We start from the raw sequence: 21,398 nt of genomic DNA on the forward strand, positions 1-21,398 counted from the left end.
GGACCGAAAAACCCCCGCATGCTACTTTACGCGAGTCACCCAAATGCCCGGCAGTTGCTTAGCCCGTGGGCTGGGCTTCCGTCTGTGCCCGTATGCTCCATGCGGACCAATCCAACGGGTGAACTGAGGGGCGGCCCAAGAGGTAACCTTGCGCTGCTGTGACCTTGAGCGCGGTGACTTCATCAAGTTCGGCGGCGGTTTCGATGCCTTCTGCAATGATGTCCGCCCCGATCTCCCGCGCAAGTTCCACGATTGCCCTGGCTCGGATTTTCTGACCGTCACTGTTTTCGATTCCCTCAATCAAGTGGCGGTCCAGCTTGATGATGTCGGGGCGCAGCTGTTCGATCCGTTCCATGGAGACCAAAGCCGCTCCGGATGCACTGATGGCCAGCCGAAGGCCCAGCGTTCGCAGCGGACCCAGGCCGTCGTCCCCTGTCTGCCCTTCCACGGATTCCAGGCTGCCCGTCAATTCAACAATGATCCTGTCCGGGGCGAGTGCTGCTGCAGCCAGAAGGTTCCGCACCCGGGGATCGCTGGACGTTGCAGGGGTGAGGTTCAGCGCCACGGACATGTTGTTCGGGACATCGTGCGCGGCCGTCAGGGCGCAGTGCAGCGCGGCAATTTCGAGTTCCGTGCCCAGACCGGCTGCAGCAGCCTCGCTGAACCACACATCTGCTCCGGCTCCATCCTCGCCGACGAACCTGGTCAGCGCCTCCACGCCCACCACCTCGCCGCCAGGCAGTGCATGGACCGGCTGGAAAGCTGTCAGCAAGAGCTTGTCCGCCAGGATCGACTGGATGCCTTCGCGGACTTCGTGGCTGACGGGAACCGATACAGTCCGGGCTGTGTCCGCGGACTCCAAGTGCAGGCTTGCAGGCTCACGCCGGACCGGGACCTTGGCCGCTGAGCCGGGCGTCTTGCGGGTCTCGAGCAAGTGCTCCAGCAGGGCACGCTCAGGGTCGTCGGGACGCGCCTCAATCAACGCGCGAAGGTTGTTCCTCGCGCCTTCGCTCCGGGCATCACTGTCGGCAAGGATGGATTCGATGATGTCCAGCACTTGTTCGCGCATGGTCATGTCTTCGCTTGCCGGCGCCGCAACAGCGTCATCGGCCGCAGCGGCGTCACCCTTCGGTGAGCTGCCGCTTTCCGGTTTGAAAGAGCCCGCGTCTTGAGCCATTAATTATTCCTTTGTGTGTCCCCCACTGGCTAAGCCAGCCATGCCTTGGCTCCACCAAAAACATGTGGGCCTTGTCACGAATCTTACAGAGGAATCGGAGTGCTTGAGACACCGCGATGACTCCTGACGAGGGAAAACGTGTTATCTGACGGCAAGCCCTGACATGCTGGAGGGGTGACATCCATTTCAACGGAATCACCGCGCACTGCACTCAGTTGGAAGCTGCTGCCGGCGGCGTTGCTTTCCTTGTCCGGCGTGCCGCTCTTTGCGATAGGCAATGAGCTGCTCGGCTATGGCCTGCTGGTGGCGAGCGTGGCCACCGCGGCTTTCATCGACCACCGACTGATGCGACACCTCGCGTTGATCGCGGCAGGTATGACCATCTTCAGCTTGGTACCGCTGAACGCCGACCTGAGCACAGAGCACATGGCCCTCATGGGCGGCGCCCTGGCACTGGCTGTGCTGGTGCCATGGCTGGTGTCGCGATTCGTATACCGCGAAGACATCATCAAATTTCCCGTGAACACCGGCCGCAAGTGGCCCTTGGCGGCGAAGCTGTATCTGATAGGCGTGGTCGCGCTGGGATATTTCATCCTGCCGGTGTACCTGATCAGAACCGGTGTTTACCAAAATTGGCCGGACGCTTCCGATCCCGATATCTTCTGGCGGCTCTTCCTTGGCGTCAACGCCGTGGGCATCTGGGATGAACTGTTTTTCATCTGCACCACATTCACGCTGCTCAGGCAACATTTTCCGGACTGGCTGGCCAACCTCCTGCAGGCGGTGGTGTTCTCGTCATTCCTGTGGGAGATCGGCTACCAGTCATGGGGGCCGCTCTTGACGTTCCCGTTCGCTTTGCTGCAGGGCTACACGTTCAAGCTCACCAAGTCATTCACGTACGTGGTGTCGGTGCACCTGCTCTTCGACCTCGTCTTGTTCCTGGCTTTGGTCCACGCGCACAACCGGGACTGGCTGCCGATCTTCCTGTATTAGTCGCATCCCACTGCCTGCAGGCCTAAGCTCCCGAACCGGCCCACGCTTCATCTGCAACTTCGATCTCCTGCGCCATGTCATCAAGGAACCGAATCACCGATTCCCGCTCGGGAGGGCTCAGCCTGGCCGCCGCTAGGAACCGTTTGGCCTGCTGCCGCCCCACGGTCCTCATTGCGGCCTCGTGCGTTTCAGGTGTGATCGCGATGGCGAGCGCACGGCGGTCGGAGGGGTGGGCGCCTCGAGTGACGTGGCCTGCGCGCTCCAACCGGTCGAGCAGCTTGGTGGTTGACGCCGTCGAAATATTGAGCCGGGAGGCTATCGCACCGGGCGTGGCAATCACTCCATGGTTGGCGCAGACAATCAGATAGTGCAGGGCGCTCATGTCCGACCGGTTGAGTTTCATGTACCGAAGCGAGGCGTCGGAGAGACGTTGTTCGGCCTCGCGCAATCTTCCCAGCGCGGCCATGAGGTTACTTATTTGCTGGATATCCGCTTCGGAGAGGTCGGAGCGATCCACCAGTTCCTGGTGAGGATCGTTGGCGTCCAAGTCATAGATTCCAGCGGAAACCGGGGTCCCGGCTTCTTCGGGTATCTCTTCAGGACTGGACATGTTTGGTATGTTACACCTAACTTCCTACATGGTAGCCTTTCTTCTAGCTTGTCTAGCAATATTCAGGTTTCCGGCAGAAACAGGGTGTGGAGGAAGGCGCAACATGAACGCGACAGAGATGGTGGTCCTCCTTGATGACTCCGGGGCGCCCATTGGCGAGGCTCCCAAGGCCGGAGTCCACACACTGGACACACCCCTCCACCTCGCCTTTTCCTGCTACCTGCTCAACGACGACGGAGAAGTTCTCCTGACCCGGCGTTCACCCGAGAAGAAAACGTGGCCCGGAGTGTGGACCAACAGCTTCTGCGGACACCCGGGCCCCGGTGAAGAGTCCGAGGATGCGGTCCTGAGACGCGCCCAGTTCGAACTCGGGGTGGACGCCAACAGAGTCGAACTGGTCCTTCCCCACTTCCGATACAGGGCGGTAGACCCGTCGGGAATAGTGGAAAACGAAATCTGCCCAGTGTATATAGCCCGCATTACCGGGGTATTGAGGCCGAATCCCGCAGAGGTTGCAGACTGGGCGTGGATCTCACCCGCACTGCTGGCCGACGCTCTGGAACACACGCCTTCCGCCTTCAGCCCTTGGCTCGGGCTTCAATTCCCGGAACTCCTCGAGGCAAAAGTGTTGCCACTCCAAGCTGGAGCCGAAGCATGACCATCACCTCAAGCGCCATACGTGGCCGCACTGATCTCTGCACCGCGATCGAAAACGAACTGAGCGGACTGATCGGCAAGCGGGCCAGCGCAGCGACCGCCTATGGCCCGGACTTCGCCAGGCTGTGGGCGCTCGCCGGCCAGAACGTCCTCGGTGGCAAGTTCGTCCGGCCACTGCTGCTCATGGAAACGTACGACGCACTCTGCCAGCAGCATCAACAGTACGGCTCTGCAGACTCACGACAGCGCGAGAACGCTATCAGTATCGCCGCCGCCGTTGAGCTCCTGCACTACGCCTTCCTGCTGCACGATGACGTGATCGACGGCGACCTCGTCCGACGCGGGCACCCCAACCTGATCGGCTCCCTCCTCGCGGAAGCCTCCACAAGCGCCCGTACGGACGGACGTGACGGCGCTGACGGCGCTCATGGAATTCACGCCGGGAGCCCCCTCCACTGGGCCCAAACCTGCGGAATACTCATGGGCGACATGCTCCTCGCGGCTACGCACCAGTCCTTTGCCCGGGCGAACCTCCCTCACGAGCTTCGCCTGCGGCTCCTCGATCTCCTGGAACACACCATCAACGAGACAGTGGCCGGCGAACAACTGGATGTGGGCCTCGGTGACGGCGTCATTGCCCCGGACCTCCAGACCATCCTGGTGATGTGCGGCTACAAAACAGCCACTTACACCTTCGAGCTTCCGCTGCGTGCCGCCGCCACGCTGGCTGGTGCCGACTTCGCCGTCGAGAATTCGCTCGCAACGGCCGGCCGGCACCTGGGGCTCGCCTTCCAACTTCAAGACGACCTCCTGTCAACTTTCGGGGATCCTCGCCGCCACGGCAAGGATCCCTTTTCTGACCTCCGCGAGGGCAAGGAGACGGCCATCATCGCCCATGCTCGGACTACGCACGCTTGGCCGGACATCGAGCCCTTCTTCGGAATGCCTGAGCTCAGCGTCGGCGACGGCGAGCATGTCCGCCGGCATCTCAGCGATTGCGGGGCCGAGGCATTCGTCCAAGGCCTTATCGAGGAACAAATGCAGGCATTCAACAGCCAGCTGACCACCACCATCCCGGCAAGCGTACGCAACGTCCTGCTTGACCTCGCGGGACAGCTTGAAGGACGGCAATCATGAGCGTCACAACTGACACCTCGTTTACGCATTTCACCCGGACGGCCGAGCGAGCCGCCAACCAGGTCATCTCCGCATACTCCACGTCGTTCGGCTTGGCATGCAGGCTGCTGGGATCCAGACACCGCCAGCACGTCCGCAACATCTACGCCCTGGTACGGGTTGCCGACGAACTCGTGGACGGCGTAACGGCGGAGGCCGGCCTGAGCTACCAGGAACAGTGCGACGCCCTCACCCACTTCATTGACGAGACGCACAGGGCCGTCAAACTCGGCTACAGCAGCGACCTCATCATCCACGCATTCGCCCAGACGGCCCGAACCGCCGGCATCGACGACTCGCTCATCGACCCGTTCTTTGACTCCATGCGCATGGACCTCGGCGAGCGCACTTACTTTCTTGAGCGAAATGCGTCGTCGGTCCCAACACAGCCGACGCCCCTCCGTTTCGACGCCGATGCCCACGACGGCTACGTCCACGGTTCCGCCGAAGTGGTGGGGCTGATGTGCCTGCGCGTCTTCATGCGGGATGAGAACATCGACGACGGCGACGCTGCGGCTTTGGAGCACGGCGCAAGCAGGTTGGGCGCTGCTTTCCAGAACATCAATTTCCTCCGGGATCTTGCGGACGACACCACCCGGCTGGGCCGCAGCTACCTTGGCACCTCAGATCATCTCGAGGACCGCGACCGCATGGGCTGGGTCAGCACCATTCGGGCGCAGCTAGCCGACGCCAACGCCGTCATCCCCATGCTTCCGCACGACGCCAGGGCCGCTGTCCGGAGCGCGCTGGCACTGTTCCAAGCTCTCACGGACAGAATCGAACAGACCACGGTGGACGAGCTCTATCGCTCCCGGGTCCGTGTACCGGATGCCGTGAAAGCCGGGCTCGCCGCCCGCGCTGTCGCCTCTACTTGGATGGAGTTGCACCGATGACCCGGACAGTAGTGATCGGCGGTGGTATCGCCGGGCTTGCCACTGCGGCACTCCTCGCCCACGAAGGACACGAGGTCCAGCTCCTCGAACAGCGTGATCGGGTGGGCGGCCGTGCCGGGAGCCTCGAGCGGGACGGGTTCCGCTGGGATACCGGCCCTTCCTGGTACCTGATGCCCGGCGTCTTCGACCACTTCTTCAATCTGCTTGGCACCAGCACCGCCGAACAGTTGGACCTTCGCACGCTCAGCCCTGCGTACCGCATCTTCAGCGAACCAAACCACGACGGCGTGCGGCCGGAGCCGCTGACCGTCCCGTTTGGCAGCGACCAGGTTTTGGAGACTTTCGAGCGAGTTGAGCCCGGCAGCTCCAAGCAGCTCAGGTCCTACCTCGCTTCGGCGCGCCACACTACGGAAATGGCTGAAAGGTTCTTCCTCTACAACCCGTTCACCAAGCTCCAGGCGCTGCTTCAACCGCAGGTTGTGCGCAGCCTTCCCAAGCTCGCGCAGCTGCTTCTGACACCCCTTGATAAATACGTTTCCCAGCGATTCCGGCATCCGGTGCTCCGACAGGTTCTTGGCTACCCGGCGGTTTTCCTGGGTACCAGCCCTTCTTCGGCTCCAGCGATGTACCACTTGATGAGCGCCCTGGACTTAGGTGACGGCGTGCAGTACCCAATGGGCGGCTTTTGGGCCCTCGTGGAGCGCCTCGAAGCACTGGCGCTCGACGCCGGGGTCAGGATCCACACGGGCGCGGAAGCCCTCAAGATCACCACCCGCGAAGCCACGCACACCAAGAAACTGGGGCGCTTTGACGGCCTGAACCTTCCCGCTGGCCTCACCGGCAAGGACAGCCGGGAAGTCACCGGCGTTAAGTGGCGCGACAACTCCGGGGCAGAGCACTACAGCGTTGCCGACCAAGTGGTCTCCGGCGCCGACCTGTACCACACCGAAACCCAGCTCTTGGGCGTTAGGGACCGGAGCTACAACAAAAAATACTGGCAGAGCCGCACCAGTGGGCCCGGAGCTGTGCTGGTGATGTTGGGGGTGAAGGGTTCGCTGCCGGACCTCCCTCACCACTCCTTGTTCTTCACCCGGGATTGGGAGGCAAACTTCACCTCAATCTTCGGTGAAGAACCCAGCATTCCTGATCCCGCGTCCATTTACGTTTGCAAACCCAGTGCTACCGACGCCAGTGTCGCACCACAGCACCACGAGAACCTTTTCGTCCTGGTTCCCATCCCCGCCGACCCATCCCTGGGAGCGGGTGGACCCGATGGCAGCGGCGATGTGCTGATCGAGCGGACTGCCGACGCCGCAATCGACCAGATCGCCCAGTGGGCCAACATTCCGGATCTCCGCGAACGCGTGGTGGTCCGGCACACCATCGGACCGGCCGACTTCGCACGAGACTACAACTCTTGGCGGGGCGGCATGCTTGGCCCCGCACACACCCTCCGGCAAAGCGCGATGTTCCGGGCCCAGAACTCGTCCAAACGTGTTCGCGGCCTCTACTACGCGGGCGCCACCACTGCACCGGGCGTTGGTGTGCCCATGTGCCTCATCAGTGCCGAGCTGGTGTTGAAGCGAATCCGCGGCGATCACAGCACCGGCCCTACCACTGTGAGGCCTGTAGCTAGCAGGATTGGCTGATGGGCGTTCTCTACTTGGTCTCGTTGCTGCTGGGCATCACCTGCATGCTCCTGCTCGACCACCGCTTCCGCCTGTTCTTCTGGCGGGATGCCAAAGCAGCGGCAATCGTGACCGCCGTCGGGCTCGTGTTCCTTCTCGCGTGGGACCTGGCCGGAATCCGGTTGGGGATCTTCCTGCGCGGGGAAGGCACCATCGCCACCGGGTTGTTGCTCGCACCGGAGCTGCCCATCGAAGAACCCGTGTTCCTGATTTTCCTGGTGCTGTGCACGATGGTCCTGTACACAGGTGCGCGGCGGCTGCTTGATCGGATCTCCCTGAGGCTGGCAGAGCGGGAGCGTGAGAACGTATGACGTATCTATGGCTCGCGCTCGCCTTCATCGCCGCGGCAGCCGTTGCCGGCGTGCTCTTCGCTCGTCATGGCGCCTGGCGCGGAGAGGCTGGCAAGCATTGGAAAGCCGTAGGACTCGCGTTCGCGGCCCTGGCCGTCCTCACAGCTGTTTTCGATTCCGTCATGATCGGCATGGAACTCTTCCACTACGACGCTTCGCACATCCTCGGCGTCAAAATTGGCTTGGCCCCCATCGAGGATTTCGCTTATCCGCTGGCGGGTGTCGTGGCGTTGCCTGGCCTGTGGATGTGGCTGACGCGCAAGCGTAAAGACTCCAGTTCATCCAACCTCAAAGGCCTCGTCCCCCAGGCCCTGCTGGCGTCACGTCCGGTCAGTTGGATCAACACTGCCTACCCCTTTGCCGCGGCCATGCTCTTGACCACCCGCGAAGTCGACTGGGTGTTGATCGTGGGGACCTTTTACTTCCTGATCCCGTACAACCTGGCCATGTACGGCATCAATGACGTCTTTGATTATGAATCGGATCTCAAGAATCCACGCAAGGGCGGCATCGAAGGCGCGCTCCTCCAGCCTCATCTTCACCGGCCCATGCTGTGGCTCGCGGCGATCACCAACATTCCGTTCCTACTGGTACTGGCGTTCGCAGGTGGGCCTGCCGCATGGCTCAGCCTGGCCGTAAGTTCATTCGCAGTGGTGGCTTACTCGGTCGCCGGACTTCGCTTCAAGGAACGCCCCGTCTTGGACTCGCTGACGTCGAGCACGCACTTCGTCAGCCCCGCCGTCGTCGGCTTGGCCTTAGCCGGTGCCAACGTGACGTCCGGACTGGTCATCCTGCTTGCTGCTTTCTTCCTGTGGGGAATGGCCGCACACGCCTTCGGCGCCGTCCAGGACATCGAACCCGACCGGCAAGCCGGCATTGGCTCCATAGCAACCGTCATCGGTGGCCGCCGGACGGTGAGGCTCGCCGTCGGACTTTGGCTTGTTGCCGGCGCCGCGATGCTCGCTACGCCCTGGCCCGGGCCGCTCGCGGCTGTCATAGCCATCCCGTACATCGTCAACTGCGCCCCTTACTGGAACGTCACGGATACGACGGCGGCACGCACCAATGTGGCATGGCGACGGTTCATCTGGCTCAACTACGGTTCAGGATTCCTGGTGACGCTCATTTTTATCCTGCAGTGGAGCCTCACGTCATGAAGGCGGTGTCTGTTCGGGGGCCTCAGGTTTTGCAGGATCTTCATCGATCGTGTCCAGTGCTTCGCGCATGTGCTGCAGGAAGTTCACCACCACCTGCGACTCGTCAGGGCTCAAGGCGCACGCTGCGTCCAGCATCCGGCGGTGCATTCCGCCCAAGGTGTGCCGCACTTCCTGGTCCGAACCCGGAGTGGCCTTCAGGATCAACGCCCGACGATCGGTGGGGTGGGGTTCGCGGCGTATGTGGCCGGACTCCACCAAACGGTCGATCAGGGTGGTCATGGACGCCGACGTTATACCGAGTTTGTCGCCCAAATCCTTCGGCTTCATCACTTTGCCCGCGGCCTCGGCTTCGAAGAGGTAGCGCAGAGCCAGCAGATCCTTCTCGCCCATTCCCATGGACGAGCGGGTCCTGCGCCGCATCGCTTGCTCGGAGGCGCGGTAATCCCGCAAGGCGTTCAGGACATCAATGGCTATGGCCTTCTGGCCTGGGTCTTTCCCGTACCAATAGCCTTTTGCGTGGCCTTCCGAGTCCATCCCATATTCCTTCGATAAGCGTAAAGCTCGTTTCACTAGCATTTTGATACTAGGTCACGTACCTCGTGAATGCATGACACCGCACATCCCACAAGGAAAGAGGCTCAGCATATGGCGAACAAAAGCTCAGACCTTATCCGGCAGATCACGGTCACCGTGAGCTTGGCGGTCTGCATCGTTGGCTCGATGATCGGCGTTGGCGTCTTCGGCGGGACGCCTATCGCGCAGGCGGCTGGCGGCGCTTTGGCCGCCGATTCGACCCTTTTGGCTCCCGCGACCCCGGCTTTCTCCATCTGGTCTGTGGTTTACACCGGACTTGCCGCGTTCACAGTATGGCAATGGTTACCGTCCCAGCGTTCCAGTATCCGGCAGCGGTCGCTGGGCTGGATAGTTGCCACATCCATGATCCTTAATGCGGCATGGATCTTGTCCGTGCAGGCTGGCTGGCTCTTGCTTAGCGTCCTGGTGATCCTGGCGTTGCTGATGACCCTTGTGCTGGCTTTCCTGCGCTACAGCCAGAGCCCGGCCGGCTCATGGGTTGAGGCTGTTGTTGTTGATGGAACCCTGGGGTTGTACTTGGGCTGGACCAGCGTGGCCGTGTGCGCCAACATCGCTGCTGCCTTGAAAGCCTCTGGGTTTGGGGGGTTCGGGCTCCGTCCCGAAATCTGGTCCGTCGCCGTTCTGGTGGTGGTTGCCGTCGTGGGCGTTGCCTTGGCAATCAAGGGCCACGGGCGCCTCGCCCTGGCAGCCGCCATCGCGTGGGGCCTCGTGTGGATTACGGTCGGCCGCAGCGTCGACGCACCCGAGTCATTCCCGACGGCGATCGCAGCGGCTGTCGCTGCTGCCCTGGTGCTTGGTGCTGCAATCACAGTGCGGACGCGGGCGGTGCTGGCGGGTCGCTAGCGCTTGTCCGCTGGATTCAGGGCTGGTTGGTTTTCCACATAGGAGGATTGCGGTCTTATTGCGCTCTCTGCTGCCTGGAAGAGTGGGGGCATGGAGCAAATGCGGGAGGGCGAGGCAATTGATGCAGTCGTGCTTCGTCGCGCTCCGGTGGGCTTTCCGGATGGGCCCCGGGTTTCGGATGTCCTCTCGCTCCTGAGCGCTGTCCGCTTGGCCGCCGATAGTGCCGGGCTGATCGACCAAATCCGCGGGCTGGAGAACCTGAAATCGGCGATTGTGGCCCTGCAGGCCCGGGCGGCTGTTGCTTTCGATCTCGCCCAGTGCCGGGAGCAGGAAGCAGCCGGCCTTCCTGCGTCCGAGCGTGGCAGCGGGTCGGGTGCCCAGGTCGCGTTGGCCCGGCGGGAATCACCCAACCGTGGTTCGCGCTTGCTCGGACTCGCGCAGGCGTTGGTGACGGAGATGCCACACACCATGGCTGCGTTGGAATCGGGCCAGTTGAACGAATGGCGGGCCACGCTGCTGGTGAAAGAGACCGCGTGCCTCTCTGTTGAGGACCGCTGTGCAGTGGATGAGGAGCTCGCCGCAGATACCGGAACGTTCGACGGGGCAGGTGATCGGGCAATCACTGCCGCCGCCAAAGCCGCCGCCTACCGCCGGGATCCCCGGTCGGTGGCCGGGCGTGCCAGCCGTGCCGCAGCCGAGCGGACCGTGAGCCTGCGCCCTGCTCCTGACGCGATGACGTACCTGACCGCCCTGCTTCCCGTGGCCCAAGGCGTGGCTGTTTACGCGGCTCTCTGCCGGACTGCTGATTCGGCCCGTTCCAGAGGGGACGCAGAATCCCGCGGTCAGGTCATGGCCGACACCCTGGTCGAACGCATCACCGGCACGCCCGGCGGGATTTCAGGGATCAACCTGGACCTCGTCATGACCGACCGCACCCTCTTCCAAGGCGACAGCGAACCAGTCCGGCTTCAGGGCTACGGAATCGTCCCCGCAGAATGGGCCAGAGAACTCCTTAGTGAAGACCAAACCGGCCCGGATCACTCGACAACACCGGATACAGAGCTCGCTGTGTGGCTTCGCCGGCTCTACACCGCACCCGCCACGGGCGAGCTCCTGAGCATGGACTCTAAAGCCCGGCTCTTCCCACCACGACTCAGACGCTTTATAGAGATCCGCGACGACATCTGCCGCACCCCTTACTGCGACGCGCCCATCAGGCACATCGATCACATCGTCCCGTGGCACTCAGGCGGAACCACCACCCTGAATAACGCAGCAGGGCTGTGCGAAGCCTGCAACCACACCAAAGAAAACCCCGGCTGGAAGAGTAAGCCGCTTGCCGAAGATGTGCACACCATTGAAGTCCGCACTCCCAGCGGTCACCGCTACCGGTCCAGACCCCCGCCCCTACCAGGACATCAGGCTGGACCAACAAAAGGCCCCAGCGAAGCCATCGGCCGGAGAAGCGATTGAGCTTGTTGAGAGTAGCTTGGATTCGTAGGAAATGCCGGCATTGATTCTGGGTATCGTTGCCGCCGAAGTGCTCTTCACGACATACACCCGGCCCCGCTACTGTGCGCAGGCGTCCTTGAGGGCCTGAACCGACTCGGCCGGGACCTCGTCTCCGGCTTCCGCGATCCGGTTCAACGGGGTCGTGATTTCAGCGGGAACGCCTGCAGCACCGGCGGCCGAGACCAAGCCCGCAAGCAGTTGCTTGTCCTGAACGCTGACCAAGCCGTCCTGGACTACAGCGCAGGCTTGCTTGGTCACTTCATCGGCGGCGGCCGTCGCCACCTTCGACGCGGCGTCGCTGGCTGCACTTGTAGCTGTTTCCTCCACGGCTCCGCAGCCAACGAGCAGCAACAATAGGGGGACGGCGGTCAGGGCGGCAAGGCGGCGGGTCATGACTCCAGCCTAGCAATCCGGGTTAGTCAGCAATCTGCGCACGCCGACGACGGCGGTTAACTCGCGTAACGATTGACATGACATAACTCACATTCTGTAAGCTAGTTTCATAGTCACGCAGTCGGCTTCCTTCGCACTCTTCAGGGAGGTCCGCTTTGGCCCCCAATTCCCTCAAGTCAGAGATTCTTCTGGCCCATGGGGTCGCACCTTCAGCGGCCAGCGTTGCTCGACGAAGAGCAGCCGCAAACCATGGAAGCCATGGCGTGTCCAACAAACCCGATGCCCTTCTTGGAGCAATAGCCGTCAGGCAGTTGTTTCACCGCTGGCCTTTAGTGCCATCACGCGAACTGGAACGGATCCGCCACGTGCTCCTGCACTGCGACCAGCTGGGCTCCCCCGACACGCACCACCTGTCAGAGCCGGCGCAAGCGCTGTTGGAACTGATCAACTGCGAGTTGGAACGGCGTCAAAACGCCGCAGCTCCGCAAGGGACACCCGGGGCAAAGGCACCCGCAGGCGTCCCGGAACGGGGCGCCGCATAGATGGCTGGCCACTTTGAGTTGTTCGAAGAATCCGGAGGTGATTGCCGGGTTCGACTCGTCGATGGCGACGGGACGGAACTCGCTCTCTCCATCTGTTTCAACGACAAGGACTCGGCAGCCAAGGCCATCTACTCGTTACGGGAGATCGCGGCGAGTGGCCTGATAGAGGACCACACGTCGCGGGCATCCTGAGCAGCGCCGCGGCACCGGCGACTTAGCGGATGATCGGAAGGCCCGCCGTCGGGAAGACGCTGGGGAAGATCGACGGCGGCGGGACGGGTACGGTGTCCAGCGGCAGAGTCACGGATTCCGCGCCAACAGTGACGTCGTAACCCCGCACATCAATCCGCAGCGGCTCGTCACTGTAATCCGGCCCGGATACGAGCGTCAGGGCAATGGAACCCTGTGACAGATCCACGGCCAGCAGGCGTCCCTGCACTTTGAGCCGGAAGGACAGGCCGTCCCACTCCGAGGGCAGGCGAGGATCAAAGCGCAGCACCTCGCCCTGGTCCCGCATTCCTGCGAAACCGCACACCAAGGAGCTCCAGATGCCGCCAGTGGAGGCGATGTGGACGCCGTCGATGGTGTTGCCATGGGAGTTGTCGAGGTCAATGAACAGTGCCTCGGTGAAGTGCTTCAGTGCAACGTCTCCGTACCCAACCTCGGCCGCCATGATGCCCTGCACACAGGCGGATAGGGTGGAGTCGCCGGTGGTGATGGGATCGTAGAAGTCGAAAGCGCGCTGCTTTTCCTCGGCCGTGAAATCCTGCCACTGCAGGAACATGGCCAGCACGGTGTCAGCCTGCTTGAGGACCTGGTGCCGGTAGATCACCAAAGGGTGGAAGTTCAGCAGCAACGGGTACTTGGACTTGGGTGTGTTCCAGTCCCACGGCTCCAGCGTCATGAAGTCGTTGTCCTGGCTGAAGACCTCCAGGTGAGGGTCGTAGGGTAGCGACATCCGCTCGGCCGCCTGCCGCCACACCATGCGCTCGGTTTCGGCAATCCCTTCATGCTCCAGCGCGGCGGCTGCCCGCAGATTGAAGCGCGCCATGACGTTGGTGTACAAGTTGTCGTTAACCACCGCCGTGTACTCATCCGGGCCGGTGACGCCGTGGATGTGGAACATTCCGTCCTTGCCGAAGAAGCCCAGCGAGGCCCACATTCGTGCTGTCTCAATCAGCAGGTCGGCACCGAGTTCGCCGCTGAAGGTGTCATCGCCGCTGGCCCACTGGTATCGGTTGGCTGCGAAGGCGATGGCCGCGGCAATGTGGAACTGGGCAGTACCGGCTGCGTAGTAGGCGCTGGCTTCGAGGCCGTTGATGGTCCGCCACGGGAAAAGAGCACCGTCCACGCTGAGTTCCTTGGCTCGGACGCGCGCATCCGGCAGCATCGCATGCCGGGACTCCAGCACCTTCCGTGCACCGCAAGGATTGGTGTAGGTCAGGTATGGCAGGAGGTAGACCTCCTGGTCCCAGAAGTAGTGGCCCTCGTAGCCGGAACCACTTACCCCCTTTGCCGGAATACCCGCAACTCCCGCCCGGGCAGTGGCCTGCGCCAGCTGGAACAACCCCCACCGCACGGCCTGCTGCATCTCTGGCTGACCTCCGATTGAGATGTCCGCCGTGGTCCAGTATTCGTCGTAGTGGGCCTTGCTCTGGGCCAGGATGTCTGAGAAGGACACCAGGTTCGCTTCGGCTTCGGCCGTAAGGCTTTCACCACGGTCTTCAGCGTCGGAGGAGCCGGCAACCACGTAACTGACCGACTTCTCCAAACGGAAAGTGTCGCCGTCGTGAATGGCCAAAACGTAGCGGACGGACGATTCGTCCTCCGCCACCAAGGTCTCGAACGGCTGGCCTTCAGCCGAAATCCAATGGTCCACGGCCATGGCGACGCGCTGGCGGGACTCGGACGTTTCCCATGCCAGCCGAAGCGAGCCGTCCGCGCCTTGGAGGTGCAGCGGCAGCAGGACCCGGCCAGCGTGCCGGCCCGAGCGACGGGGGTCGTGGACCGAGTGGTCCTCAACAGGTTGGTCCTGGCGGTTGACGACGCCGGAGGTGATGTCCGCGGATACGTCGCGGTCAGCTGTCAGCGACAGTTCCAGGCCCAGACACCCGCGGGAGTCGAAGCCTACAGCGCGACGCTCCACCGTGGTGACGGTAGCGCCCGAACGGCAGGCCCAGGTGATGCTTTCCTCGTAGACGCCTGTGGAAAAGTCCACGCTTCGGCGATAGTCCAGCACCGTGGATTCGGCCAGGCTCAGGGCCTCGCCGTCAATAGAGACGGTGAAGTTGTTCGCGTCCGGCACATAGACAATCCGCTGGCCGGTCCGGGCAAAACCATAAGCATTCTCGGCGTGCTTGATGTCCCAAATCTCATGGAAGCCGTTGACGAACGTGCCAGGAAGTTCGCCGTCCCCGGCCGTTGAATGCGAGCCACGAATACCAAGGTGGCCGTTGCCAAGCGCGAACAGCGTCTCCAGCGTTCCCTCGTCACCGGGGACGTGGATATTCTCCACGAGCTTCCAGGGCTCGCAGGGGAAGCGAAGCCGATCGGAGCTGATGAGTGCCATGGGCTGTTGAAGTCCTTCGAAAAAGTAGGGTCAGAGAAGATCGTTGAGGTCGTCCACCACCAGCGTGGCGCCGGCGTCGAGCAAGGTTTTTCGGCCTGCCCCGCGGTCCACGCCGATTACGGCGTAAAAGGGTGCACCCGCGCCGGCCTGGACGCCTGACACTGCGTCCTCAACCACGATGCATTCCTCCACAGGCACGCCCAGCAGGCTTGCTCCATAGACGTAGGTGGCCGGGTCCGGCTTGCCGGGAAGTCCGACGCCGGCAGCAACCTGACCGTCGACGACCACCTCAAAGTGGTGGTCGAGCCCGGCGGCCTTCAGAACCGCAGGCGCGTTTCTCGAGGAGGACACCACCGCCACCTTGAGACCCAGTTCCACTGCGGCGTTGATGAACTTGACCGAGCCCTCATACGGCTCAACGCCGCGGGAGTTCACGATCTCGTTGAAAATCGCGTTCTTGCGGTTGCCCAGGCCCTGCACGGTCTCGTTGTCCGGGTGGTCATGAACCGGGCCTTCGGGCAGCGTAATGCCGCGGGATGTCAGGAAATCACGGACGCCGTCGAAGCGAGGCTTGCCATCGATGTGATCGAAGTAGTCGCTCTCCTGGTAGCCCTGGGGGTGGCCCGTTGCGGCCAGGTAGCCGTCGAAAAGTTCCTGCCACGCCTGCTCATGCACCACGGCAGTGGGCGTCAGCACGCCGTCGAGGTCGAACAACATCGCTGAGGCGCCAGTCCAGGCGTTACGAAGATCAGTCATGTGCATTGTTCCGTTCAGCGCTTGTGGCGCGTGGTCTTGCGTTCGATGAGCTTGGTATCGAGCAGGTGGTTGGAGGGTTGATGGGGGTTTTCAGTATTCAGCGGGCGTTCACACAACAGATTCGCTGCGAAGGCACGTTGGTCGGCGACGGTTGCGCCACGGTGCTCAGGCCAAGGAACCAGCTCATGGGGGATCGCCCAGGCCGATCACGGACAGGTTCTTGGAGGTGATCATCCAGCGCACGCTTGAAGCCACGGAACCGTGGAGTCTCGGTCACAACGGAGTGTTCATTGCTCGAGAGGACGGCCAAGTCCCAATGGCCCAGCCCCAGCAGGTGTTGGGTAGCCTGCCAGGCTGCGTGTTCGTCATCGATACCTATATTGTCCCACGGAACATTTCGCATGCCCACGCTGGACTTGGTGCGGAGGTTCTGAGTCCTAACCATGAAAGACGGCCTTAACCCTTTCCATCCTCGTCTGACGCCTTGTCGTGAGCCCGGACGGGGACACAGCCAAAAGTGTAAGCGCTTACAATTTTGTCATTCAATAGAGTGCAGTCGAATCCGATATTGTGACGCGAATCTCGCGGAATGCTTGATTCCGAGGCCTGGATGCCTTCTAATCCTTGGGGCTTAACCCAGGACGTAGTACTTCAGGAACGCGCTCACATCCACCAATTCGGGAGGTTCGATCCTATGTCCCATCCCCGGATAGGTCCGCGCCGTCAGTGCCACGTTGGCGTTCAACCACTCCTCGGTGTGGGCTATGGCGTATTCATTGATCACGGGATCAGCCTTGTCCCGCCCCCAGAAGAAGGGTGGCGGAGCATCGAAGGACTCACTCAGTGCCAGGAGATCGTTGTCCAGGACGAACCCGGACAGGCCGACGGTTGCCTTAAAGACGTTGGGCCGCAGACGGAGGAGCGTGCTGGCCATGGCCATACCCTGCGAATAGCCCAGCAAGCTGACGCTGCTGTGGTGGTCCTTGACGGAGTTGATCCAGTTGAACACGGAGTTGGTGGACGCAATGACGTCGGCGAAGTCGTTGGTCAGGAAGTAATCCAGCAGGAACCAGCCGTAGTGGTCACCAATGATCTTGGGGCCGCGAAGTGCCGCGCAAGTGAACTCGCCGGGAAGGTGCGGAAATAGGTCAACCATACGCTGCTCGCTGGTGCCATACCCGTGCATCATCACCAGCAACGGCGTGCCCTTGCGCTGGTTTTCGGGCTTCGACCACACCACTGATTCCATGGGGACGAGCCTAGTAGACTGTGCCCATGACTCCGCAGGACCTGGCCAACCTGGCCCATCTGCGGCGCGCCCGCGACTTCATCGATCGCGAATACGCGCGTCCCCTGGACGTGCCCACCATGGCAGCCGGCGCACTGATGTCCCCCGCGCATTTCTCCCGCCAATTCAAGGCCGCCTACGGCGAATCACCTTACAACTACCTCATGACAAGACGGATCGAACGCGCCATGGCCCTGCTCCGGGCGGGAGCAAGCGTTACCGACGCCTGCATGGAGGTGGGCTGTACCTCCCTGGGGTCGTTCAGTAGCCGCTTCACGGAGGTCGTGGGCATCAACCCCAGCGAATACCGCGCCCGGGAGCACCACGCGGTGAAGGCCATGCCCAACTGCATCGCGAAGCAGCACACACGTCCTGAAAGAACCGGGAATAAAAATCTGAGCAGGATTGAAGAAGCATCAGCGTCATAACGGCAATAGCGTGTGATTCATGAACATTTCATTGAAGTACGCACACGTCACAGTCAACGATGTTGATGAGTCGCTCGCCTTCTACCGGGACGCCTTGGGTTTTGACGTTCGGAACGACGTAGGCTCCGACGGACAGCGCTGGGTAACCATCGGCAGCGACGCCCAACCTGATCTTGAGCTGGTCCTTTCGCCGCCGCACGCCGGCCGCTCACAGGCAGACGGCGACGCCATCCAGGAACTCCTCACCAAGGGCGTCATGCCCATGCTTGTGTTCACCACGGATGATCTCGACGCCACTTTCGAAAAGCTACGCGCATCCGGCGCGGAGGTACTCCAGGAACCCATCGACCAGCCGTGGGGCCCGCGCGACTGCGCCTTCCGCGACCCCTCGGGCAACATGATCCGTATCAATCAGGGCTAACTGTCAGAGACTAATCAAGCCGGCATCCGACCGTTCGCCGTCCTGATGCGTGGAGGTGATTGCGGCTGTTACGACGTCGGACAGCCGCAACCGCCGGCTATATGCTTGCCGCTGCAGTCGCTCGCCCGTTCCGCGCCGAAGGATGTTCGCCACTCCGGACCGCGCGAGAGCGAGGTCCCCTGACTCGGTCAGGGCACGGCGGATGTGCCGGAGCAGGGCGCCGGCCACATCAGCGGCAGCAAATGGCGCCTGCTCCAGCGGGTGCAGCAACTGGTCGTTGACGCCGAAACGGCTTGCTTTCCAGTTGGCCATGCGGATCACCGGCGTCAAAGTGCTCGACGGCGGTTCCCCCTTGCGCCATTCGCTTGCCGACGTTTCCACAAGGGCACGTGCGAGGACCGCAATGGTGAGGGCGTCTTCGGCGTAGAGACAGACGTCGGCAATCCGAAGTTCCACCGTCGGGTGTCCCCTGGACAGGCGGGCGTCGAAGTAGATCATGCCCTCGTCCAGCGGTACTCCGGTGCCGAGCAGCTCTGAAAGCACTGCCCGGTAGCCGTCCGCCGTGCCGAAAACATCCATGGGACCCGCGGTGGGCCATCTGTTCCAAATCTGCGTGCGGTAACTGGCGAACCCTGTGTCAGCGCCCATCCAGTACGGGGAGTTGGCGCTGAGCGCCAAGAGGACCGGCAACCAATGGCGCATCCGGTCCAGGACTGCAACGCCCTCCTCCGGCGACTCAATGGACACGTGGACGTGGAAGCCGCAGGTGAGTTGCTCACGGGAAATCAAGCCAAATTCCGTGCCCATGGTTGCGTAGCGCTGATTGCCCGTGGTGGGTGTGGCATGGAAGACCGGCGGGGTGGCCAGCGCGGCAACCCGCGCCCCGACAACCCGGGCAGCGGAGTCGGCCAACGCCCGACCGGCCCGGATCTCGGTCCCAAGTTCCCTGGCGGTCCGGCAGGGCTGCGAGTTGACTTCGATCTGTTCCTGTTTGAACTCCGACTTCAGCGAGGGTTCGTTGGGGTTTGGGTCCTGCCCCTCTGCGGAGGCCACATCCAGGATGTCGGCTGCCAATGCCAAGGGCATGCCGTCCACGGGATCGGCAATCAGGAGTTCCTCCTCCACACCAAACGTGCGCATAGCCACCCTCCCCATGATGAGTTATTTAAAGGCGGCGGTTATCCAACGTGGCGGGGGACCTCCATTTGGAAACCGCAGCGGCAGTGGAGCACCTGCGTCTGCAGGTACACCTCAAGGAGGCTGGGACTCTCCGAATCGTCAGTGGTCCGGGGTGCCTCGATGACGCGTTCCGTGGGGCGTCCCAAGGTCATGGGATCACCGCAATGGGTGCAGCTGAACCAAAGACCCGCTGCGGAAGTGGAAAGAAATTCACTCTGGATGGCGGGTACCAAGGCGTCCAGACGGACTGCGTGGGCGTAAAACGTATCGCATTCGCTACAGGTGTAGCTGACTTCGACGATCTCCGACTGGGTCGGTGTTGCTTCCACAACCGTCTCTACGAATATGTATGAATCAGTATTGCAAACGGTGCACCACGGACGTACTCCAGTATCAACAGTTGCAGGCGCCCGCCCCTGTGCAGGCTTAGGGGCGGGAATCGGGGATCCAAGCGTCATTGCCATTCTCCTTTTGTTCCTTCACGGAGCCTGCATGGAGACACGCTGTGAGCCGGCCGAAAGGGGCCACGGCTAAAAGGTGCAGTTTTTGGACCATACGGGATGGCTCCAACTCATGAGGCTCCAAGGGCTATCTGCTTAACCCATGTATGAATGTAGTTCACTAGTGGCGCCCGTCACAAGTGAGGGGGTTGCCGCCTACCCTTTGTGCGCGGGCTTTTATGCTTCGAAGTGGGCCACGGGAGCTTCCTTGGCCACGCTCTTGACGAGGGTCTCCGCGACATCCCGCAGTTTCTGGTTTCGGGTACTCGATGCCTTCTTGAGGATTTGAAACGCTTCTTCCTGCGTACAGCGGTTTTGACCCATGATGATTCCACTGGCCAGGTCGATCACCGTACGAGTCTGCATGGCTTCCTGCAGATCGTCAGCGTGCTGCTGCTTCACACCAATCCGTACAGCAAGCCGCAGCGAGCGCTCGGCCTGGCTTGCGTACAGTTCGCAATTACGGATGGTGGCGTCATCAAATGCGTGGGCTTGCGGCGCGAAGAAGTTCAGGGCTGCCGTGGCTCCTTCATCCAGTTCCAGAGGCACGCAGAGCGCCGAAAGATGCCCTCGCTCGGCGATGACGCTGCAGTATTCCGACCACCTTTCCTCGATTGAGGTGTCAGGAACATGCTGGGTCCCATGGCTGCGCATCGCCTCCAGGCAAGGACCATCACCGTACGCCTGCTGAACTTCATCGATCAGCCTGGCTTCATGGGTGTTTCCAGCTACCGTGGCAGTGCGGCGGCGCCGGCTGAGAGTGATGCCGCAGAGCACATCCATGCCAACAGCCTGGGACACGGCAGAAGCCGAAAAAACCGCGAGCTCATGCAGAAACCCGCCCACATCTTCGCTGTCTATCACCAGGTCCTGCAACTGCTCGGGCACCGAAACATCGTCGGGCGCGGAGACAGCATCCGGCGCCGCGAAATCAACGTTTATTTCGTCCATGCCTCATTTTACTGTCGCCCAAGCCCAACTCGTCACCCGCCCGGCAATGGAAACAGAATCCTTGCATCTGGCGTGCACCTATGTGCACAATCGACCTATAGTCCACATCACAGGACTCAGGCTTTCCAGCTCATGCAGACGGGCGCCCCGCATTTTTTGATGCAGAGGTACAGACCCATGCCGGCTCAGCCAGCGTCCAGAGTCCCGGACGAAGCACATCAACCACCAGATGAACCGCTTTGGTGCTCTCGCTGCAATACGGACCAGCACCTTCTGGTGAACTCGATTCAGTCGCACTACCCACCCGCGCCCAACATGGTGGAAGTGGTCTACGAGTGCAACGTTTGCAGGTACTCCTACCAACATGTCGCGTCCGTGCGACGCGTGGCCGCGGTCCTGAACCGCCCCGGCATTCCCCAAGGCGTGCTGCAGTTCGGCGGTCAGTACCTCCACTGCGGTGAACCGATGAAAACCAAGAGCTGCGAACTTCGCAGGGTCCAGGCACCTCTGGTGCTGACTCCCGGAGCGCAGCTGCGGATGTACGAGGTACTTATCAATACACGCATCCTCGGGTGCCACTGCGGCTTCCGCATGGAAATCCCGGATTGAGGTTGGGGTCAATGATGAACTACACCAACAATTCCGGAGCTACCGGGAGGGATAGCATGCACGCAGAATCGCAACGAAAAGATCCTTCGACCACAGGTGGAAAGCTGGTGCA

The 21,398-nt window shown here is 61.9% G+C and carries 25 protein-coding genes; 14 read left to right on the forward strand and 11 right to left on the reverse strand.

Annotated elements, in window-relative coordinates:
• Window positions 1-58: 58 nt before the first annotated feature.
• Window positions 59-1,177: an EAL domain-containing protein gene (locus RIF72_RS05475; RefSeq protein ID WP_309073845.1), complete on the reverse strand. Its 1,119-nt coding sequence runs from the start codon at window positions 1,175-1,177 to the stop codon at window positions 59-61.
• Between the two features lie 174 nt (window positions 1,178-1,351).
• Here RIF72_RS05475 and RIF72_RS05480 point away from each other — a divergent pair, with 174 nt between their 5' ends.
• Window positions 1,352-2,170 (forward strand): CPBP family intramembrane glutamic endopeptidase, encoded by an 819-nt coding sequence (locus RIF72_RS05480; RefSeq protein WP_309073846.1) that lies wholly within the window; start codon window positions 1,352-1,354, stop codon window positions 2,168-2,170.
• 22 nt (window positions 2,171-2,192) lie between these two features.
• Here RIF72_RS05480 and RIF72_RS05485 read toward each other — a convergent pair whose 3' ends face one another.
• On the reverse strand, window positions 2,193-2,780 hold the full coding sequence (locus RIF72_RS05485) for a MarR family transcriptional regulator (RefSeq protein WP_309073847.1): 588 nt from the start codon (window positions 2,778-2,780) through the stop codon (window positions 2,193-2,195).
• 103 nt (window positions 2,781-2,883) lie between these two features.
• Here RIF72_RS05485 and idi point away from each other — a divergent pair, with 103 nt between their 5' ends.
• From idi to RIF72_RS05515, 6 genes are read left to right on the forward strand one after another with little or no spacing between them, the layout of a single operon-like run.
• Complete coding sequence (idi, locus tag RIF72_RS05490) at window positions 2,884-3,438, forward strand: isopentenyl-diphosphate Delta-isomerase (protein ID WP_309073848.1); 555 nt, start codon at window positions 2,884-2,886, stop codon at window positions 3,436-3,438.
• Window positions 3,435-4,574, forward strand: coding sequence for a polyprenyl synthetase family protein (locus RIF72_RS05495; protein ID WP_309073849.1), 1,140 nt, complete (start codon window positions 3,435-3,437; stop codon window positions 4,572-4,574). The genes idi and RIF72_RS05495 overlap by 4 nt, the downstream gene beginning before the upstream one ends.
• A complete protein-coding gene (locus tag RIF72_RS05500) occupies window positions 4,571-5,506 on the forward strand; it encodes a squalene/phytoene synthase family protein (RefSeq protein WP_309073850.1) in 936 nt (311 codons plus the stop codon). The genes RIF72_RS05495 and RIF72_RS05500 overlap by 4 nt, the downstream gene beginning before the upstream one ends.
• Window positions 5,503-7,155: a phytoene desaturase family protein gene (gene crtI, locus RIF72_RS05505; RefSeq protein ID WP_309073851.1), complete on the forward strand. Its 1,653-nt coding sequence runs from the start codon at window positions 5,503-5,505 to the stop codon at window positions 7,153-7,155. The genes RIF72_RS05500 and crtI overlap by 4 nt, the downstream gene beginning before the upstream one ends.
• Window positions 7,155-7,505 (forward strand): lycopene cyclase domain-containing protein, encoded by a 351-nt coding sequence (locus RIF72_RS05510; RefSeq protein WP_309073852.1) that lies wholly within the window; start codon window positions 7,155-7,157, stop codon window positions 7,503-7,505. Before crtI ends, RIF72_RS05510 begins: the two co-directional genes overlap by 1 nt.
• Window positions 7,502-8,701 carry a prenyltransferase gene (locus tag RIF72_RS05515; protein WP_309073853.1) on the forward strand — a complete coding sequence of 400 codons (1,200 nt, stop codon included), beginning with the start codon at window positions 7,502-7,504 and terminating at the stop codon, window positions 8,699-8,701. Before RIF72_RS05510 ends, RIF72_RS05515 begins: the two co-directional genes overlap by 4 nt.
• Here the strand turns inward: RIF72_RS05515 and RIF72_RS05520 are convergent.
• A complete protein-coding gene (locus RIF72_RS05520; RefSeq protein WP_309073854.1) occupies window positions 8,696-9,235 on the reverse strand; it encodes a MarR family transcriptional regulator in 540 nt (179 codons plus the stop codon). The genes RIF72_RS05515 and RIF72_RS05520 overlap by 6 nt on opposite strands.
• A 111-nt stretch (window positions 9,236-9,346) precedes the next feature.
• Between RIF72_RS05520 and RIF72_RS05525 the strand changes: the two genes are divergently transcribed.
• Together RIF72_RS05525 and RIF72_RS05530 are read left to right on the forward strand one after the other, a co-directional pair.
• Entirely contained in the window at window positions 9,347-10,138 is a 792-nt protein-coding gene (locus tag RIF72_RS05525) for a TspO/MBR family protein (RefSeq protein WP_309073855.1), read from the forward strand.
• A 90-nt stretch (window positions 10,139-10,228) separates the two neighbouring features.
• Window positions 10,229-11,611 (forward strand): HNH endonuclease, encoded by a 1,383-nt coding sequence (locus tag RIF72_RS05530; protein WP_309073856.1) that lies wholly within the window; start codon window positions 10,229-10,231, stop codon window positions 11,609-11,611.
• Window positions 11,612-11,707: 96 nt separating this feature from the next.
• Here the strand turns inward: RIF72_RS05530 and RIF72_RS05535 are convergent, their stop codons facing one another.
• On the reverse strand, window positions 11,708-12,043 hold the full coding sequence (locus tag RIF72_RS05535; protein WP_309073857.1) for a hypothetical protein: 336 nt from the start codon (window positions 12,041-12,043) through the stop codon (window positions 11,708-11,710).
• 263 nt (window positions 12,044-12,306) lie between these two features.
• On the opposite strand from RIF72_RS05535, the gene RIF72_RS05540 reads away from it, so the two are divergent.
• Window positions 12,307-12,585 (forward strand): hypothetical protein, encoded by a 279-nt coding sequence (locus RIF72_RS05540; protein ID WP_309073858.1) that lies wholly within the window; start codon window positions 12,307-12,309, stop codon window positions 12,583-12,585.
• Window positions 12,586-12,777: a hypothetical protein gene (locus RIF72_RS05545; protein ID WP_309073859.1), complete on the forward strand. Its 192-nt coding sequence runs from the start codon at window positions 12,586-12,588 to the stop codon at window positions 12,775-12,777.
• Between the two features lie 22 nt (window positions 12,778-12,799).
• Here the strand turns inward: RIF72_RS05545 and RIF72_RS05550 are convergent, their stop codons facing one another.
• The 4 genes from RIF72_RS05550 to RIF72_RS05565 form a co-directional block, all read right to left on the reverse strand.
• Entirely contained in the window at window positions 12,800-15,154 is a 2,355-nt protein-coding gene (locus RIF72_RS05550) for a glycosyl hydrolase family 65 protein (protein WP_309073860.1), read from the reverse strand.
• A gap of 30 nt (window positions 15,155-15,184) precedes the next feature.
• Entirely contained in the window at window positions 15,185-15,916 is a 732-nt protein-coding gene (locus tag RIF72_RS05555) for an HAD-IA family hydrolase (protein ID WP_309073861.1), read from the reverse strand.
• A gap of 91 nt (window positions 15,917-16,007) precedes the next feature.
• A complete protein-coding gene (locus RIF72_RS05560; protein ID WP_309073862.1) occupies window positions 16,008-16,355 on the reverse strand; it encodes a hypothetical protein in 348 nt (115 codons plus the stop codon).
• Window positions 16,356-16,541: 186 nt separating this feature from the next.
• The gene (locus RIF72_RS05565) at window positions 16,542-17,159 is read right to left on the reverse strand and encodes a phospholipase (protein ID WP_309073863.1); all 618 of its coding nucleotides are present in this window, start codon (window positions 17,157-17,159) and stop codon (window positions 16,542-16,544) included.
• A gap of 26 nt (window positions 17,160-17,185) precedes the next feature.
• On the opposite strand from RIF72_RS05565, the gene RIF72_RS05570 reads away from it, so the two are divergent.
• Both RIF72_RS05570 and RIF72_RS05575 read left to right on the forward strand, forming a co-directional pair.
• Complete coding sequence (locus RIF72_RS05570) at window positions 17,186-17,626, forward strand: helix-turn-helix transcriptional regulator (protein WP_309073864.1); 441 nt, start codon at window positions 17,186-17,188, stop codon at window positions 17,624-17,626.
• A gap of 19 nt (window positions 17,627-17,645) precedes the next feature.
• Window positions 17,646-18,047, forward strand: coding sequence for a VOC family protein (locus RIF72_RS05575; protein WP_011773069.1), 402 nt, complete (start codon window positions 17,646-17,648; stop codon window positions 18,045-18,047).
• 3 nt (window positions 18,048-18,050) lie between these two features.
• Here RIF72_RS05575 and RIF72_RS05580 read toward each other — a convergent pair whose 3' ends face one another.
• The 3 genes from RIF72_RS05580 to RIF72_RS05590 all read right to left on the reverse strand — a co-directional run bounded on the left by RIF72_RS05580 (window position 18,051) and on the right by RIF72_RS05590 (window position 20,677).
• The gene (locus tag RIF72_RS05580; protein ID WP_309073865.1) at window positions 18,051-19,187 is read right to left on the reverse strand and encodes a glutamate--cysteine ligase; all 1,137 of its coding nucleotides are present in this window, start codon (window positions 19,185-19,187) and stop codon (window positions 18,051-18,053) included.
• Between the two features lie 38 nt (window positions 19,188-19,225).
• Complete coding sequence (locus RIF72_RS05585; RefSeq protein WP_309073866.1) at window positions 19,226-19,555, reverse strand: hypothetical protein; 330 nt, start codon at window positions 19,553-19,555, stop codon at window positions 19,226-19,228.
• A gap of 348 nt (window positions 19,556-19,903) precedes the next feature.
• Entirely contained in the window at window positions 19,904-20,677 is a 774-nt protein-coding gene (locus RIF72_RS05590; protein WP_309073867.1) for a GAF and ANTAR domain-containing protein, read from the reverse strand.
• A gap of 276 nt (window positions 20,678-20,953) precedes the next feature.
• On the opposite strand from RIF72_RS05590, the gene RIF72_RS05595 reads away from it, so the two are divergent.
• On the forward strand, window positions 20,954-21,286 hold the full coding sequence (locus RIF72_RS05595) for a hypothetical protein (RefSeq protein WP_309073868.1): 333 nt from the start codon (window positions 20,954-20,956) through the stop codon (window positions 21,284-21,286).
• The last annotated feature ends 112 nt before the right edge of the window (window positions 21,287-21,398 follow it).

This window comes from Paenarthrobacter sp. (assembly GCF_031180005.1).
GTDB lineage: Bacteria > Actinomycetota > Actinomycetes > Actinomycetales > Micrococcaceae > Arthrobacter.